Origin of the sequence: Kineosporia sp. NBRC 101731, from assembly GCF_030269305.1 — a bacterium.
Classification (GTDB): Bacteria; Actinomycetota; Actinomycetes; order Actinomycetales; family Kineosporiaceae; genus Kineosporia.
In genome coordinates, this window is sequence record NZ_BSTC01000008.1 from 165,964 (window position 1) to 181,929 (window position 15,966).

Annotated in this window: 14 protein-coding genes and 1 pseudogene; 1 reads left to right on the top strand and 14 read right to left on the bottom strand. The window is 70.2% G+C overall.

Annotated elements, in window-relative coordinates; genetic code table 11:
* Window positions 1–4: 4 nt before the first annotated feature.
* The 13 genes and pseudogenes from pucL to QSK05_RS22490 all read right to left on the bottom strand — a co-directional run bounded on the left by pucL (window position 5) and on the right by QSK05_RS22490 (window position 11,219).
* Entirely contained in the window at window positions 5–880 is an 876-nt protein-coding gene (pucL, locus tag QSK05_RS22435) for a factor-independent urate hydroxylase (protein WP_285599255.1), read from the bottom strand.
* Between the two features lie 3 nt (window positions 881–883).
* The gene (gene uraH, locus QSK05_RS22440) at window positions 884–1,216 is read right to left on the bottom strand and encodes a hydroxyisourate hydrolase (protein WP_285599256.1); all 333 of its coding nucleotides are present in this window, start codon (window positions 1,214–1,216) and stop codon (window positions 884–886) included.
* Window positions 1,216–1,743 (bottom strand): 2-oxo-4-hydroxy-4-carboxy-5-ureidoimidazoline decarboxylase, encoded by a 528-nt coding sequence (gene uraD, locus QSK05_RS22445; RefSeq protein ID WP_285599257.1) that lies wholly within the window; start codon window positions 1,741–1,743, stop codon window positions 1,216–1,218. The genes uraH and uraD overlap by 1 nt, the downstream gene beginning before the upstream one ends.
* A 41-nt stretch (window positions 1,744–1,784) precedes the next feature.
* On the bottom strand, window positions 1,785–2,831 hold the full coding sequence (locus QSK05_RS22450; protein ID WP_285599258.1) for a hypothetical protein: 1,047 nt from the start codon (window positions 2,829–2,831) through the stop codon (window positions 1,785–1,787).
* A complete protein-coding gene (locus tag QSK05_RS22455) occupies window positions 2,828–4,006 on the bottom strand; it encodes a class I SAM-dependent methyltransferase (protein WP_285599259.1) in 1,179 nt (392 codons plus the stop codon). The genes QSK05_RS22450 and QSK05_RS22455 overlap by 4 nt, the downstream gene beginning before the upstream one ends.
* A gap of 262 nt (window positions 4,007–4,268) precedes the next feature.
* Window positions 4,269–4,724 carry an RrF2 family transcriptional regulator gene (locus QSK05_RS22460; protein ID WP_231484052.1) on the bottom strand — a complete coding sequence of 152 codons (456 nt, stop codon included), beginning with the start codon at window positions 4,722–4,724 and terminating at the stop codon, window positions 4,269–4,271.
* Window positions 4,725–4,825: 101 nt separating this feature from the next.
* Entirely contained in the window at window positions 4,826–5,104 is a 279-nt protein-coding gene (locus tag QSK05_RS36670) for a TOBE-like domain-containing protein (RefSeq protein WP_502879814.1), read from the bottom strand.
* 30 nt (window positions 5,105–5,134) lie between these two features.
* Window positions 5,135–5,851: pseudogene (locus QSK05_RS22465) on the bottom strand (sulfate/molybdate ABC transporter ATP-binding protein); the annotation flags it as partial.
* Complete coding sequence (locus QSK05_RS22470) at window positions 5,788–6,600, bottom strand: sulfate ABC transporter permease (protein ID WP_285599261.1); 813 nt, start codon at window positions 6,598–6,600, stop codon at window positions 5,788–5,790. The gene QSK05_RS22470 and the pseudogene QSK05_RS22465, both read right to left, overlap by 64 nt.
* Window positions 6,601–6,676: 76 nt before the next feature.
* The gene (gene cysT, locus QSK05_RS22475) at window positions 6,677–7,522 is read right to left on the bottom strand and encodes a sulfate ABC transporter permease subunit CysT (protein ID WP_285599262.1); all 846 of its coding nucleotides are present in this window, start codon (window positions 7,520–7,522) and stop codon (window positions 6,677–6,679) included.
* A 6-nt stretch (window positions 7,523–7,528) separates the two neighbouring features.
* On the bottom strand, window positions 7,529–8,569 hold the full coding sequence (locus tag QSK05_RS22480) for a sulfate ABC transporter substrate-binding protein (RefSeq protein WP_285599263.1): 1,041 nt from the start codon (window positions 8,567–8,569) through the stop codon (window positions 7,529–7,531).
* A 278-nt stretch (window positions 8,570–8,847) separates the two neighbouring features.
* Window positions 8,848–9,972: a phosphoserine transaminase gene (serC, locus tag QSK05_RS22485; RefSeq protein ID WP_285599264.1), complete on the bottom strand. Its 1,125-nt coding sequence runs from the start codon at window positions 9,970–9,972 to the stop codon at window positions 8,848–8,850.
* A 155-nt stretch (window positions 9,973–10,127) separates the two neighbouring features.
* The gene (locus tag QSK05_RS22490; RefSeq protein ID WP_285599265.1) at window positions 10,128–11,219 is read right to left on the bottom strand and encodes a citrate synthase 2; all 1,092 of its coding nucleotides are present in this window, start codon (window positions 11,217–11,219) and stop codon (window positions 10,128–10,130) included.
* A gap of 232 nt (window positions 11,220–11,451) precedes the next feature.
* Between QSK05_RS22490 and pdxH the strand changes: the two genes are divergently transcribed.
* Window positions 11,452–12,183 (top strand): pyridoxamine 5'-phosphate oxidase, encoded by a 732-nt coding sequence (pdxH, locus tag QSK05_RS22495; protein ID WP_285599266.1) that lies wholly within the window; start codon window positions 11,452–11,454, stop codon window positions 12,181–12,183.
* An 81-nt stretch (window positions 12,184–12,264) separates the two neighbouring features.
* Here pdxH and QSK05_RS22500 read toward each other — a convergent pair whose 3' ends face one another.
* Window positions 12,265–15,825: a hypothetical protein gene (locus QSK05_RS22500; protein WP_285599267.1), complete on the bottom strand. Its 3,561-nt coding sequence runs from the start codon at window positions 15,823–15,825 to the stop codon at window positions 12,265–12,267.
* Between the last annotated feature and the right edge of the window lie 141 nt (window positions 15,826–15,966).

Consider the following 15,966-nt stretch of genomic DNA (forward strand, 5'->3'; position numbering starts at 1 on the left):
GGACTCAGGCAAAACCGGGAACGAACTGCCAGGCGGGGCCGGCGTCCGGCGCCTCCTCGCGCAGCACCTGACCCTCGATCAGGCCGTACGGACGGTCCCCGGCGATGAACACCTCGTTCGGGTTGTCCAGCCCGAAAGGTGAGAGGTCGGCCAGGTAGTGATGTTTGTTCGGCATCGACAGCCGTACCTCGGCAACCTCACCGAACTTCTCCAGCACGGCCCGGCCCATCGCGTACAAGGTCTGCTGAAGAGCGAGACTGTGTGTCGCTGAGAAGGTTTCGAGCAGTACCGCACGGATGGCCGGGTAGATCTCGCCGAAGGCCAGATCGGCGGAGGAATACCGCCAGCGGGCGGTCACCGAGGTCGCCAGAATCCGGTCGGTGGTCTCCGGCAGGGTCGTGTACTCGTCGCGCGGGAAGCCGTGGAACTCCGAGCCGGTGGTCTTCAGTACCACCAGATCGGTCAGCCCGGACACCACCCAGACCTGATCGCCGTCGAAAGTCACGCTGGTGGTGCGACGTTCGCCGCCCGGCCGGGCGAAGGAGTGATCGTCGAGGTGATCCCAGGGCAGCTGGTCGATCTCGATCTGCGCACCCTTCACCGGCTCCTGCGACTCGACGAAGTGCCGGCCCAGGCGAATCGCGAAGTCTTCCGGTGTACCCACGCCGAACTTGCGGGCGAAGGCGTACACGGTGTTCTTCTGCGTGTCCGTGGCCAGCACCGACGCGTTGTCCCCGGTCAGGTAGGTGGCGTCGAACGCCCCCCGCAGGTGGGTGCTGATGTTGAGGTCGGTGAGCACGTGCCGCGGGGCGGTGCGGTCCACGTGCACGAGTCGCACCTCGGCCTTGCCGTACTGGTTGACTCCCAGGACGATGCCCATGCCTCAGCTCCCTCGGTAGGTCGAGTACGCGTAGGCCGACAGAAGAATCGGCACGTGGAAGTGACCGTCTTCCGTGATCCGGAACGTGACGGTCACCTCCGGGTAGAAGCATTCCCGGCCCTGCTGCTCGAACCATTCTCCGGTTCCGAACGTCAGGCGGAAGATGCCGGGAGTGAGGATCTCGTCACTACCCCAGTCGCGGATGCGACCGTCGGAGTCGGTGCGGGCGGTGGCCAGCGGGGTCCAGCCGGACGACGACCTCTCGAGCACCACCGACACGCCCTCGGCCGGCCGGCCGGTACCCGAGTCCAGCACGTGGGTGGACAGCGTGGCCATCAGGCGACCTCTTCCGACAACTCGTCGATCAGCGCGCCCAGACGTAGTTGCGCGATCTGGGCGAGCTGGTCACGCACCACGTCGGCCTCGGCCTCCGGGTCGTTCTCCAGCCGCTCGGTCAGCGCCAGCAAGATCTCCGGTCCGCTGCGCCCGGCCGCCCGGATCAGGAACACCCGGTCGAACTTCTTCTCGTAAGCCAGGTTTCCAGCATGTAACTTCTCGGCCAGATCGGCGTCCGCGGCATCCACGCCGGACTGCTCCGACCGGGAGTGGGCAGCCTCACGACTGGCGTCGGCGGGCCTCTCACCGATGCGGGGATGCCTGCTCAGAGCCAGATGAAGGTCGTCGTCAGTGAGCACCAGCCCGAACCGGTAGGCGGTGGCCAGCAGGCTCTCGACATCCGGGTAGGGGCGCCCGGCCAGCACCGCTGTCGCCCAGCCGGGCCCGTGCAGGCAGGTCAGGAGCCGTTGCCGGGCGGTCTCGGAAGTGAGCTCGTTGAACACTGCGACACCGTGCGCTGCGGGCACCGGGCTCCTCAAGATCGATGGTCGGTTCCCGGACACCATACTCAACGACGGCGTCGGCGAGAACGACTAGGACGCAACATGATCGCCGCGCTGAACAGGACAACCATCACAACCACGGCCCCGCCGGCTCCGATCATCAGGCGAAGGCGGTTGTCGTCACCGGCCAGAGTGCGCAGGGTTTCGTTTGTCCCCGAGGTGGTTTCAGCAGAGGACGAGGTGGGCGCCGCGGTCTCGACCGCGTAGCTGGGCACCCGTACCCGCAGAACCGGCTGATCCTCGCCCTCCGACCCGATCAGGGCGTAGGCGCCGTCGTCGATGACCGCGATCGACTCACCCTGTTCCTGGTCGGGCAGAGCTTCGGAGGCCAGCGTGTCGAGGCTGCCGTCCTCGGCGGTCTCCGGGTCGGCGATCACCGACTGGTTGCCGTATCCACGCAGGAGCATGTTCCCGTCGGGCAGGAAGGCCCCGTCGGTGACGAGCGAGGCCCCGGTGCGGGCGACCCGGGTCATCCGGGTGATGCGCGAGACCCCGGTGCCGCCGGGCCAGACCTTGGTGGGGACGGCGAACACCTCGGACCCGAACAGCGTCTTGGAGACCACGTAGAGCCGGCCCGTGCGCGGATCGGCCAGCAGGGCCTCGGCGTCGCGCGGGCCCCCGGGGTAGGTCAGGCGCAGCACCCGGATCGGCTGCACCGTCATGTCCGTCAGCTGCTCCGGCTCCCGGATGATCGCGATGCGTACGTCGTCGTGCTTGGCGTTGTTGTCGCCGATGTCCCCGATCGCGATCAGCGCCCGGCCGTCGGCGTCGCGCCAGCTGGTGATCGCTTCCCAGTCCCGGGCGTCCTCACCGGCGATCGTCACTGCCGCCGCGGTGGAACCGCCCTTCGCGATCGCGTAGATCCGGTTCGAGTTGCCGGAGTCGTTGTGCGTCCAGAGCACACCGTCGTGCAGCAGGCTCGGGGCCAGGCCGGAGCTCTCCAGGATGCGCGGATCGCTGATCACCCGGTCGGTGCGGGTCTTCGCTTGGGCCGTGCCGGGAACCAGCAGCACCAGCAGCAGCGCGAACAGGGCGGTCAGCGGCTTCCTCACCCGAGCGTCACCGCGTCCACCTCGGGCCGCAGGCGCTCGGCCAGGGCCGGTTGCACCTGCCAGGCCGAGACCAGCTCGGTGTACTCGGCCACCCGCCGGGCGGTCGGCGCGGTGCCGGTGCGCACGGCGCGGATCAGGGCGTTGCGCGGGGTGTGCCGGGAGTCGATGAACTCGACCACCTCCACCCGGTAGCCGAGCAGCCGCAGCAGGTCGGCCCGCACGGTGTCGGTGAGCACGTCGGCGAAACGCTCGCGCAGGATGGCGTGCCGGGTCAGCCCGGCGAACGGGATGCCGCCCTGGGCGTCGGCGAGCTGCCGCTGGATGTCCTGGTGGCAGCAGGGGGCAGCCAGCACGCCCCGGGCCTGCCAGCGCACGGCCAGGGCCAGCGAGTCGTCCGTCGCGGTGTCGCAGGCGTGCAGGGCGAGCACGATGTCGACCCCGGTGAACTCGGGGTCGACGGCGGCCTCCTCGATCGAGGCGGCCTTGAACCCGAGACCCTCCAGTCCGGCCTCCGCCGCCACCCGGGCATTGCGCTCGGCCATCTCCGGCCGGATGTCCACACCCAGCGTCTGCACGTCCGGATCGATCTCGGAGGCCAGGTACCGGTGCGCGGCCATGGTCAGGTAGGCGTTGCCGCAGCCGAGGTCGACCACGCGCAGCGGGCGGCCCTCCTGCTTCACCTTGCGGGCGATCGGGGCCAGCTGCCGCAGGAAGGCATCCACCTGCCGGCGCTTGGCGGCGTCGGCCCCGAGCACCGTGAACAGCGGGTCGGCCGGGTCGATGAGGTGGTTCTTGGCGCGGTCGTGCGTGGTGTCGACCGGCTCGGCGGTCTGCTCGGAGGTGTGCACCTGGGCCTCGCCGCGCTTGGTCACCCGCAGCTGCACCACGCTGTCGCGGGTCTCCACGTGCCAGTTGCCGAACGGCTGGGCGAGCAGGTCGCCGACCATGCTCTCGGCGTCGGCCCCGGTGAGATTACGGACGACGGGGATGCGCCCGTCGGTCGAGGTCACCTGGAGGTGCCGCTCGCCACGGAGGTCGACCGGCCTCAGCTGCGCCCGCTGTGGGTCCGGACGGGCACTGCGCCGGTGGCCCGAGGCGACGGCACGCACCAGCCCGCCGGTGTCCAGGAGGAGGGGGCGGAGACGGTCGAGGGCAGGCTGGAGCGGTTCGGGCACGGGAGCGATTGTCTCAGGACTCATCCAGGACCCCGGCGAGGCGAGCCCTCACCTGCCGCGGCGAGCCCCCTCCAACCCCGTCGTGATCATGCAAAACCTCCCCGGAGTTCTAGAACTGTCCGGGCAAGAGTTCTAGAAGACTGGGGAGGTTTTGCATGATCACGAACAAAGGGTGGGCGGCCAGCAGCTAGCCGACTAGCCGACTAGCGACTAGGCGGCCGGCTGACCGGCTAGCTGGCCGGTCAGCCGGCCGGCTCGTTGGTCAGCGGGCCAGCCAGGCGTCGGGGGCCTCGGCCATTTCCCGCACGGTGGCGGGGAGCTCGCCCGTGAGCACGTCGTGCAGGGTGGTCTCGTCGAGCACCATGCGCAGGCTGTGCCGCATGGCGACCCAGACCGTGGGCAGGTGCTCGGCGACACCGGTGTAGGCGGTTTCGTGTGGACGTAACCCGCGTACCTCGGCGAGGGGCCCGTCCACCACCCGGATCACCGCACCGATGGTGATCTGGTCGGCGGGCCGGGCCAGCGCGTAGCCGCCGTCGGCGCCACGCTGACTGCGCACGAGGCCTGCCCGGCGCAGTTCGGAGAGGATGGCCTCGACGAACTTCCGGGGCAGATCCTGCTGGGCGATCAGCACGTCCACCTTGACGAGATCGGGTGACTTCGAGGCGAGCATCAACAGGGCTCGCACGGCGTAGTCGGTCTTGGCGGAGATCTGCACGCGACCATTGTCCCAATACCTGGGACTGCGCGCTGCCCGGCCTGCGCCGACACGCCCGGCAGGGCGTGCACAGTGCCGGGTGAAACGGGGTTTATGCCTTTTTAAGACACTGCCAGGGTCTTCGGGGCGTGCGTGGTGCGCAGCCAGACCGAGCGGCCGGGCTCGAGCGCGAGTTCCTGCGCCTGGATCCGGGTGAGCTGCACCCAGGGCTCGCTGCCGCCCTTGCTCGTGCGCAGTTCGGCCCGCACCTCGAAGCCGACCCGGGTCAGCCGGGTCACCGTGGCCTCGATCGCCTCCTGGCCGGGGGCGGCCAGCACCTCGATGTCGTGCGGGCGCACCAGCTGACCGTCGAGGGTGGTGACCGGGCCGAGGAACTTCATCACGAAGTCGTTGGCCGGCCGGTCGTAGAGGTCGGCGGGGGCGCCGACCTGCTCGATCCTCCCGCCGTTGATCACCACGATCTCGTCCGAGACCTCGAGGGCCTCTTCCTGGTCGTGCGTGACGAAGATGGTGGTCACGTTCATCTCGTCGTGCAGGTTGCGCAGCCAGTCGCGCAGCTCCTTGCGCACCTGGGCGTCGAGGGCACCGAACGGCTCGTCGAGCAGCAGCACCTCCGGCTGCACGGCCAGGGCGCGGGCCAGGGCCATGCGCTGGCGCTGGCCTCCGGACAGCTGTGAGGGCAGGCGGTCGGCGAACTGCTCCAGGTGCACCAGCTCGAGCAGTTCCATGACCCGCTTGCGGATCTCGGCCTTGGGCTTGCGCCGGATCTCCAGCCCGAAGGCCACGTTCTTGAACACGGTCATGTGCTTGAACGCGGCGTAGTGCTGGAACACGAAGCCCACGCTGCGTTTCTGCGGGGGCAGCCAGGTGGCCTGCACCCCCTCGATCTCGACGTTGCCGGTGTCGGGGAACTCCAGGCCGGCGATGATGCGCAGCAGCGTGGACTTACCGCCTCCGGAGGGGCCGAGCAGGGCGGTCAGCCGGCCGGTCGGAACCTCCAGGCTGACGTTGTCGAGGGCGACGAAATCGCCGAAACGCTTGTTGATGCCGGAAACCGAGATGCTCACTGGTTCTGCTCCTTCGGCCGCAGCAGGGCGATGACGACGATGAAGAGGACGGCGACACACATCAGCAGGAAGGCCGCCGTGAACGCGTCCTGTTCGGCCTGCGCCCCGAACTCCTGGTAGGCGTCGTTGACGAAGAGGGTCGGGGTCTGGGAGACGCCCGCCACGCTGCCGCTGACCACCCGCACGGCCCCGAACTCACCGAGCGAGCGGGCCAGGCTGAGCACCACACCGTAGGCCAGCGCCCAGCGGATGGTCGGCAGGGTGATGCGGACGAACCGCTGGAAACCGTTGGCCCCCAGCGATTGGGCGGCCTGGTCCTGCTCGGTACCGGCTTCTTCGAGCACCGGGATCACCTCACGCACCACCAGCGGCAGGGCCACGATCACCGTGGCCAGCACCAGGGCCGGGGTGGCGAAGATGATCTGGATGCCCATGCTGTTCAGCACCGGGCCGAACCAGCCGTTCGTGCCGTAGACGAAGATCAGCGCGATACCGACGACGATCGGGGAGATCGAGACCGGCAGGTCGATGATCGCGTTCAGCAGGCGACGGCCCGGAAAGCGGTACCGCACGATGAGGATCGAGATGCCGATGCCGAACACCGTGTTGATCAGCACGCTGATCACCGCGACGAACACGCCGAGCCGGGCGGCGGCCTGGAAGTCGGGGTTGCGCAGCGACTCCAGCACCGGCTCCAGGCCGTTCTCGAATGTGTGCTGCACGACCGTGCCGACGGGGAGCGCGACCAGCCCGAGCACGTAGCCGACGGCGATGATGCGCAGCACCCACCGCACGACCGGGTTGCCCAACTGTCGCCGGCGCCTCCCGGGCGCGACCGCGGGTGGTGCCGGAGTCGTCTTCAATTCGATCTCTGAAGTGGCAGTTTCAGTCACGACGGGCCGCCAGTCTCTGCAACGAGTCGAGCAGGACGAGCACGATCACGGCGACCACCAGCAGCAGGGTGGCCACGGCGGCGGCGCCGGTGGTGTCGTTCTGCTCGATCAGCTTCAGCATGTACGCGCTGCTCACCTCGGTCTTGCCGATGAGGTTCGCCGAGATCAGGATGACCGACCCGAACTCGCCCAGGGCGCGGGCGAAGGCGAGTGCGGAGCCGGCCAGCATCGCCGGGGCGATCGTGGGGAGCACGATGCGCCGGAAGATGGTGAAACCCGAGGCGCCGAGCGAGGCCGCGGCCTCCTCGACGTCCCGCTCCATGTCGATCAGCACCGGCTGCACCGAGCGCACCACGAACGGGAGCGTGACGAAGAGCAGGGCCACGAAGATGCCGCGCCGGGTGCCGACCAGATCGATGCCGAACGGGCTCTGCGGCCCGTACAGCGAGATCAGCACCAGGCCGGCCACGATCGTCGGCAGGGCGAACGGGATGTCGATGATGACCTCGACGATCCGCTTGCCCGGGAACGAGTCCCGTACGAGTACCCAGGCCACGAGGGTGCCGAGCACGGCGTTGATGACGGTCACCAGCACCGCGGCGCCGACGCTCAGCTTGATCGTGTCCAGGGCCTCGGGGTCGGTGACGGCCTCCCAGAACGGGCCGAAGCCGCTCTGCAGGGCCACCACCACGATGCTCGCGATGGGCAGCAGCACGATCAGGGAGAGCCAGAGCATGCCGACGCCGAGGCCGAGCCCCGAGGCGGCGCTGAGCCGCCCCGAGGAGACCGGCCGGGGGCGCCGCCGCGGCGGCGCCGGGATATCCGGTGCGGTGGCCATCGTCGGTTACTTCCGGAGCTTGGTGACGATGCCGTTGTCGCCGAAGAACGTGTCGTCGACCTCGTCCCAGCCGCCGAGATCGGCAATGGTGGTGAGGTTCTTGACGGTCGGGAACGGGTTGGCCGGGTCGTTCGCGCCCTCGACATCGGTGGCCGTGACCCCGTCGACGACCGGACGGAAGCCGTCCTTCGCCAGGATCGTCTGCCCCTCGGTGCTGCGGATGTAGTCGAGGAACTTGCCGGTCACCTCGGGAGCGTCACTGGTGACGGCGCCCGGGTTCTCGATCAGCAGGGTGCTGTCGGGGACGATGTACTCGAGTTCCTCGCCGGCGGCGCGGGCCGCGATGGCCTCGTTCTCGTAGGAGATCAGCACGTCACCGGTGCCCTTGAGGAAGGCGTCGGTGGCGTTGCGGCCGCTGTCGTTCCAGCTCACCACGTTGCCGATGAAACTCTTCAGGTAGGTCTGCGCGGCCGCCGTGTCGTTGTCGGCGCCGAGGGCCTGGGCGTAGGCGCCGAGCAGGTTCCACTTCGCGGCGCCGGAGGTGCCCGGGTCGGCGGTGACGATGCCGATGCCGGACTTGGCGATGTCGTCCCAGTCCTTGATGTTCTTCGGGTTGCCCTTGCGCACGGCGATGACCACGACGGAGCTGGAGTTGATGCCCTCGGTGTCGCCGACGCTCTTCCACTCCTTGTCCACCTTGCCGGCGTCCACGACCTTCTTCAGGTCGGGCTCCAGCGAGAAGGCGACCAGGTCGGCGGCCTGACCGGCGACCACGGCGCGGGCCTGGGCGCCGCTGGCGCCGTAGGAGCTCTTGAACGTGACGCCCTCGCCGTCGGGCGTCTTCGCGAACGCCTCACCGAGATCGTCGTAGGCGGACTTGATCACGGAGAAGCCGACGATGTCGATCTCCTTGGCGGAACCCCCACCGCTGCCGCCGGAGGAGGAACCGGTGCTCGTGTTCGAGCCACAGGCGCTCAGCCCGAGGCTGGAGGCCGCCAGCAGGGCGAGCACGGCGGTGGTGCGACCGCGACCACGCAGAACGTTCATCTCGGGAAGACTCCAAGTCTGTGACGGGACCAGTTCTCAAGCTTGCGTTGCACACCGGTCCGGTCGGGCGATCCGGCAGGCGGTAACCATACATTAACTCTATCGCTCCACTAGAGAATAGAGGAAAAGCCGGGTTTATAGGGATGGCCCGGATGATGTGTTCGCGAAGCCTGTCAACGTGCCGTTACAAACCGGCATCGGCGATGGTCAGCCTGGTGGCGGGAACGAGAAATGCCCCCGGACCTCGCAGGTCAGGGGGCATTTCTCAGAGAAACGGACTAGCTCAGGTGTTCCACCACGTACTCGATGCTGGCCAGCAGGGCGCTCGCGTCGTCCGGCTCCACCGCCGGGTAGACCGCGATGCGCAACTGGTTGCGGCCGAGCTTGCGGTACGGCTCGACGTCGACCACGCCGTTCGCCCGCAGGGTCGCGGCCACCTGGGCGGCGTCGGCCCCGTCGAAGTCGACCGTGCACACCACCTGGCTGCGGGCGGCCGGGTCGGATACGAACGGCGTTGTGTACGAGGTCTTCTCGGCCCAGGTGTAGATCCGGTCGCTGGAGTCGGCGGTGCGGGCGGCGACCCAGTCCATACCGCCGTTGCCCAGCATCCAGTCGATCTGCGAGGCCATCATCGCCAGGGTCGCCACCGCCGGGGTGTTGACGGTCTGGTTCTTGCGCGAGTTGTCGATCGCGGCCTGAAGGTCGAGGAAATCGGGGATGTAGCGGCCGGACGCGGTGATCCGCTCGCTGCGCTCCAGCGCGGCAGGGGAGAGGAACGCCAGCCAGAGCCCACCGTCGGAGGCGAAGCTCTTCTGCGGGGCGAAGTAGTAGGCGTCGGTCTGGCTCACGTCGACGGGTAGGCCGCCCGCCGCGGAGGTGGCGTCCACCAGCATCAGCGCGTCGTCCTGGGCGCCCGCGACCCGCAGCACCGGCGCCATCACACCGGTCGAGGTCTCGTTCTGCGGCCAGGCGTAGGCGTCGACCCCTTCTTCCGCCCGGGCCTGCGCCACCTCACCGGCCGGCGCCGAGATCACCGTGCCGGAACCGAGGAACGGCGCCTTCTCGGTCACGGCGGCGAACTTGGCCGAGAACTCGCCGAACGTGAGGTGCTGGGCGCGGTGCCGCACCAGGTTGAAGGCCGCGATGTCCCAGAAGGCGTTGGAGCCGCCGTTCCCGAGGACCACCTCGTAGCCGGTGGGCAGGTCGAACAGCTCGGCGAGCCCGGCACGCACCCGGCCGACGAGGTCTTTGACCGGGGCCTGACGGTGCGAGGTGCCCAGCACGGTGCGCTCGATCGAGGCCAGGTACTCCACCTGCTCGGGGCGGATCTTGCTGGGGCCGGAGCCGAAGCGGCCGTCGGCGGGCAACAGCCCGGCCGGGATGGTGATGGACGGCGTACTCACCGAGGCGAACCTTCCTGACGAGCGGTGGGACGCGCCAGTCTCGCAGGTCGGGGCCGGGCCGGGCGATCAGGTTACGGAGGCGGGCAGATCGGCGCCGCCGGCGATCACGGCCGCGACGAACAACGGCGCGGTCGCGATCGTCGGTGGTCGCCGCACTAGACCCTGAAGCCGTGCACCTTCTCGATGCCTCGCGGACCCTCACCCACGTACCGGGCCGAGGGGCGCACCAGCCGTCCGGTGGCCTTCTGCTCGACGATGTGGGCCGACCAGCCGGCGGTGCGGGCGCAGGTGAACATCGGGGTGAACATCCGGGCCGGTACCTGCGCGAAATCGAGGATCACGGCCGCCCAGAACTCCACGTTGGTGGCCAGTACACGGTCCGGCCGGCGGGCCTGGAGTTCGCTCAGGGCGGCCTTCTCCAGGGCCAGGGCGGTCTCGAAGCGGGGGGCGCCGAGACGTTCGGCGGTGGAGCGCAGCACCTGTGCCCGCGGGTCCTGCGCGCGGTACACCCGGTGGCCGAAACCCATCAGCCGCTCGCCGCGGTCGAGTACCTGCTTCACGTAGGCCAGGGCGTCGCCGGTGCGTTCCACCCCCTCGAGCATGTGCAGTACCCGCGACGGCGCCCCACCGTGCAGCGGGCCCGACATCGCGCCGACCGCACCGGACAGCGCCGCCGCCACGTCCGCACCGGTCGAGGCGATGACCCGGGCGGTGAAGGTGGAGGCGTTCAGGCCGTGCTCGGCGGCCGAGACCCAGTAGGCGTCCACGGCCTCGACGTGTCGCGGGTCGGGTTCGCCCCGCCAGCGGATCATGAACCGCTCGGTGATGGTGCGCCCCTCGTCCACCATCTTCTGCGGAACCATGGCCGTGTTCTGGCCCCGGGCCGACTGGGCCACGAACGACAGTGCCATCACCGACGCCCGTGCCAGGTCGTCACGCGCCTGGGCCGGATCGATGTCGAGCAGTGGCTTGAAACCCCACAGCGGCGCCAGCTGGGCCAGGGCGCTCTGCACGTCGACCCGCACGTCGCCGGTGTGCACCGGCAGCGGGAAGGGTTCGGCCGGGGGCAGACCGGGGGTGAACGAGTTGTCCACGAGCAGGCCCCAGACCTGGCCGAAGTCCACCCGCCCGGCGAGATCGACCAGGTCGACGCCGCGGTACCGCAGGGCGCCGCCGTCCCGGTCGGGTTCGGCAATCGCGGTCTCGAAAGCCACGACGCCTTCGAGACCCGGTACGAATTCGCCCATCTCGAACTCCTTTGTTCTGTTGTCGTGTCCTGGTGGGGACAGTCCGCGGCCGTGGCCCGCCGGATCGCGACGGGCCGGTCCGGACAGTTCAGCGCAGTCAAGGGCACAAAGGCAGGGCCTACGGCATGAGTAAGGCCATATTCGGCGGGCGGCGGTAGCTTTCTGTGTCCGTCCGATGGCCGAGCGTCTGTTACGGCGGCGTCGGTGGCCGCGAACCCCCAGACTGTTGGCCATGAGCATCGAGCACGTGGATCCGGCGTTCAGCGACCAGCGGCTGTCCTACCAGGTGCCGGGCCTGGCCGAGACCGACCTGGCCACCAGCCCCCTGGCCCAGTTCCGGGGCTGGTACGACGAGGCGCTGGCCCATCCCGGCGTGACCGAGCCGAACGCGATGGCCGTGGCCACGGTCGATGCGGACGGTGCCCCGTCGGTGCGCACGGTGCTGCTGAAACACGCCGAGCGTCTGGGGTTCGTGTTCTTCACCAACTACGACTCACGCAAGGCCGCCGATCTGACCGCCCGTCCGGTCGCCGCGCTCGACCTGGTCTGGATGCCCCTGCACCGCCAGGTCAGTGTGCGGGGGGTGGTCGAGCGGGTCGACGAGCGGGCCACCGCCGAGTACTTCCGCTCGCGGCCGTGGGGCTCCCGGATCGGCGCCTGGGCCAGTCACCAGTCGCAGCCGGTCGCCTCCCGCACCGTGATGGCCGACCGCTGGAGGGAATTCAGCGAGCGCTGGCCCGACACCGGCAGCGCGGACGATGTCCCGGTGCCGCCGCACTGGGGCGGTTTCCTGGTGCGCCCGGTGGAGATCGAGTTCTGGCAGGGCCAGCCCTCCCGGATGCACGACCGGCTGGTGTTCCTGCCCGTGGGCGCCGATCCGGAGGCGATCCGGATCAGTTCCGACGCCGGCCTGCCGTTGCTGGACGACCCGGACGCCTGGCAGGTCATCCGCCGCGAACCCTGACCCGCCACGAACCCTGACCCGCCGCTGCGCACCTACTCTGCCGTGATCACGAACACAAGGGTGAGGACCTAGCTTTGGTGATCAGGAACCGTTTTCGCAGTAGCGGTTCCAGGCGGCCTCGGCCTCGTCGTCGCGGCCGGCGCTGCCGAGTACGGCAGCCAGCCGGGCGCCGAGGCCGTGGGTCTGTTCCGTCTCGTGCGCCACCGAGGCCGCTTCCGCCGCCTCGCGCAGGTCGGTCACGGCACCCTCGAGGTCGCCGAGCTCGGCGCGCAGCTGGCCGCGTAGGCCCTGCAGGTCGCGGGCCGACCAGGTGTCGCCGAGCTCGCGGTACTCGTCCACCAGCCCGTCGGCCACCTCCATGGCCTCACCGAACCACCCGCCCAGGGCCAGGAGCCGGGCCCGCTGCTCGGCGATGGCGACCCGGTGCCAGCGCATCTGCTGCTCGGCCAGCTCCCGCTCCGAGGGCTGCACCCGGCGCCCGGACAGGGCGTGAGACCAGTCGTTCAGGGTTTCGTCGGCCTCGTCCAGCGCATTCAGCGCGGCGTCGTCACCCGAGGCGGCCCGCACAGCCGTGACCCGTTCGCGGCGGCAGGTGGCGGCCCGGGCCCAGTCGGCGCCGGCCTCGGCCAGCTCGGCGGCCCGCTCCAGATCGGCCGCCACCCGGCCGGGGCGCCCGGCCACCCGGGCGGCCAGCTGCCAGGCCTCGGCCTGGCCGATCGGGTTGCCGTTGCGGGCGTGCCACTGGGCGCTGCGGATCGCCAGGCGCCGGGCCGGTCCGGGCGTGCCCGCGGTCGAGTTCGCCTCTGCCGCAGCGAAGGCCGCGGCCCCCGCCAGATGCATCTGAGAGGCGATCTCGGCCGGGATGTCGCCCTCGGGTACCTGCACCTCGTCGGGGGCCAGGCGCTCGCCGGGCGCGGCGGTCAGCGCCGGCGTCTCCATACCTTCTGCCCGCAGCACATCGACCACGTCGGCGAACGCGGCCTCGGCGGCGGCCGCCGCGGCGAACGGCCGCTCCAGCTCGAGCAGGACCCGGGAGAGGTCCACGCGGCACTGCCCGGCCAGGGCGGCGGGGGCGAAACGGTCGAGCAGCGGCACTGCCCGGGCCAGGTCGGCCGCGGCGATCGAAGCGTCACCCGTGCGGTGCCTCAGCATTGCCGAGGCAGCCAGTAGGGTGCCGAGAATAGGCCCCTCGCCTGATCTTTCGGCGTCTTCCACGGCATGGTCCCAGACTGCGAGGGCAGCCGCCGGGTCGGTCTCGCCGAGCACCGAGGCCAAGTCGGCCCCGGCCTGGGCGCGTTCCAGCGGGCGCACCCCCTCGGGCAGCGTGGCCACGGCCTGCATCAGGGTGCTCACCGCGGCCGAGCGCGGTTCGTCGCGGGCGCGCAGCCGCAGCATCCGGGTCAGGGCCCGCAGGTGGCGGTGCTCGAGCCGTTCCGGTGGCACCGACCGCAACTGGGCGATCGAGGTCTCGAGCGGGTCGAAGTTCACCAGGTCGAGCGTCTGCGCCACCTCGCGCACGTCTTCCGGTGACATCTCCGCGCGCAGCTGTTCCATCGGGTCGAGCTGACGACGCGACTGCTTCGGGTCGTCGTCACCGTGCCAGGGCCGGTGCCCGGGGGAGTCGGACGGCGTCACCCGGATCGGTGTGGTGATGAACGGGCCGATCAGGGACGTCGGCATGGACGCCGGGCCGAACGCCTCGGTGAGGACCGGGTCGTGGATCGGCTTGACCTCGTCCTCCTCCTCGTCCTCCGGGAAGTCTGGCTCGTCATCGGATCCGGCGGGCGGATCGACCGGGATCAGCCCGGTGACCTCTTCCGGCACCGCACCGTGAACCGGTACCAGCTGGGAAATCTGGGCGGGTACCACCACACCGGCGGTCGCAGCGATCTCCCGGGCCAGCACGAGCCGGGACAGGGCCTCGCCGAGGTCGGGCGGGGTGCCCGTGCCGGCCACCTCGGCCGTCAGCTCCTCGATCCGGTCCATCGCGGTATCCGGCTCCATCAAACGGTTCTGGGCCGCGACAAGCACACAGGCCTGGTCGTGCAGCAGCGACTCCAGAACCAGGCCGGACGCGAACAGCCGCTCGGTGGCGGCCTGGGAGGCTTCCAGCAGCACCCGTGCTTCCAACGGCGGTCCCATGTCGGGATCGACCGGATGGGAAGAGATCTCATCCAGCGCCAGCCAGCCGTCGAGCCGGGCCGCGGCCTGCTCGGCGTACGGATCTCCCTCGGTGCGGATCGACGACCGGATCAGGCGCCACGCGCCCATCACGGCCCGCATCGCCTCGGTCGCGTCCGCCCGCAGGGCATCGTCGAACTCCTTGGCCAGCACGGTGAGGTCGGTGCTGTCGGTGGCCGTGCCCTCGGCGCGGCGCCCCCGGCTGATCTGCTCCGGGGTCCACTGCTCCAGGCCCGCCCGCTCGAAGGCCTCCAGCGGCATGTCGGGCAGCGACCCGGAACCAAGGGTCTCGCGCAGTCGCGCGCCGACCTCGCCGGTCTCGTTACGCGCGTCGAAAAGCAACGCCAGGCGACTGCTCTCGGCCAGTGCGCGCTCACCGAGGAGGGACACCGTCAGATCGGTCCCGGTGCGGTAGGCGACCGGCAGCATGCTGGCCCGCGCGACCGGCAGCACCACCTCACCCGGCCGCCCGGCCTCGGTCAGGCTCCAGACCAGCCGGGCGATCGCCGCCGCGTTCTGCAACTGCTCCAGCGGTTCGGGAACCCCGGTCAGCGCCGGCAGCCATTCGCGCAGCAGGTCCAGTCCGTGCCGCAGGCGCCCGGACCGGGCGCAGGCCAGCAACTGGTCGGCCGCACCGGTGCCCCGGATCGCGATCGACGCCAGCGCGTCACCGGCCTGGGAATCACCGGAGATGCCGGCCGCCGCGGCCGCTCCGGCCAGCCGGGTACGGATCAGCCGGACCGCGCGCACGTGTTCCGAGGCCGCCGCGCCCACCTGCCCGTTGCGCAGGAACGCGGGGATCACCGCCCCGATCATCCCGGCGGGCTGCGACTCGCACTCCGACGCCGGGGCCCGCAGCACCGGCCCGGCGTGATCGATCGCTCGCTGGTAGGCGCCCAGCTCGACCAGGTGACGCACCTGCTCGGCCCGCTCGCAGTCGGCACAGCCGGCGCCTGCCGGTGAAGGACCGGCGGCCAGCCAGGCCTCGAGTTCACCGCTCGCGGCGATGATGCCGTGCACGTGACGGGTGAACAGGAAACGTGACCGCAGCACCGGGCCCGCGGGCTCACCGGCCTCGGCGTAGCGCTGCTCGGTACCGGTGATGATGTGGTTGATCAAAGAACGCGACACGTCGGGATGGGGCAGCAGCCCGGCCCCGGTCGTGGCCAGGTTGGCGAGCAGCAGACGGCCCAGCTGTTCGTCGAGCCAGTCGGGGGCCTCGTCGTAGCGGGCCATCAGCCAGCCGAACAGTTCCGGCACCCGCTCGTGCCGTCCCGCGTCGAGGCAGGCGGTCAGGAGGGCGCTACGGATCTGGGTGCCCAGCAACCCGACTTCCTGGGCGCTACCGGCCCCGGACACCGATGGCAGCAGCCCGTCCAGCGCCTCGATGCGTTCCGGTCCCACCGGAAGCTCGAGCGCGCCGGCCAGAGCCGCGCGGATCTCTTCGGACGCCGTGCTCACTCGCACGATCATGCCTTCTTCCGGCGCCCGATGTCCGCCGGACGGGCTACTCCTGCGTACGCCCACCGAGAAACCGGGGAAAAACCCGTTGCCGGGTGCGGCCGGGCGTACGTACCGTCGTGGCACACGAGAGAGGAGGTG

What these genes read in the sequence shown, in the direction of transcription:
- pucL (WP_285599255.1), bottom strand. Translation starts at nt 880, where the DNA reads ATGGGCATCGTCCTGGGAGTCAACCAGTACGGCAAGGCCGAGGTGCGA.
- uraH (WP_285599256.1), bottom strand. Translation starts at nt 1,216, where the DNA reads ATGGCCACGCTGTCCACCCACGTGCTGGACTCGGGTACCGGCCGGCCG.
- QSK05_RS36670 (WP_502879814.1), bottom strand. Translation starts at nt 5,104, where the DNA reads ATGAAGTTCCTCGGCCCGGTCACCACCCTCGACGGTCAGCTGGTGCGC.
- cysT (WP_285599262.1), bottom strand. Translation starts at nt 7,522, where the DNA reads ATGGCCACCGCACCGGATATCCCGGCGCCGCCGCGGCGGCGCCCCCGG.
- QSK05_RS22480 (WP_285599263.1), bottom strand. Translation starts at nt 8,569, where the DNA reads ATGAACGTTCTGCGTGGTCGCGGTCGCACCACCGCCGTGCTCGCCCTG.
- QSK05_RS22490 (WP_285599265.1), bottom strand. Translation starts at nt 11,219, where the DNA reads ATGGGCGAATTCGTACCGGGTCTCGAAGGCGTCGTGGCTTTCGAGACC.
- pdxH (WP_285599266.1), top strand. Translation starts at nt 11,452, where the DNA reads ATGAGCATCGAGCACGTGGATCCGGCGTTCAGCGACCAGCGGCTGTCC.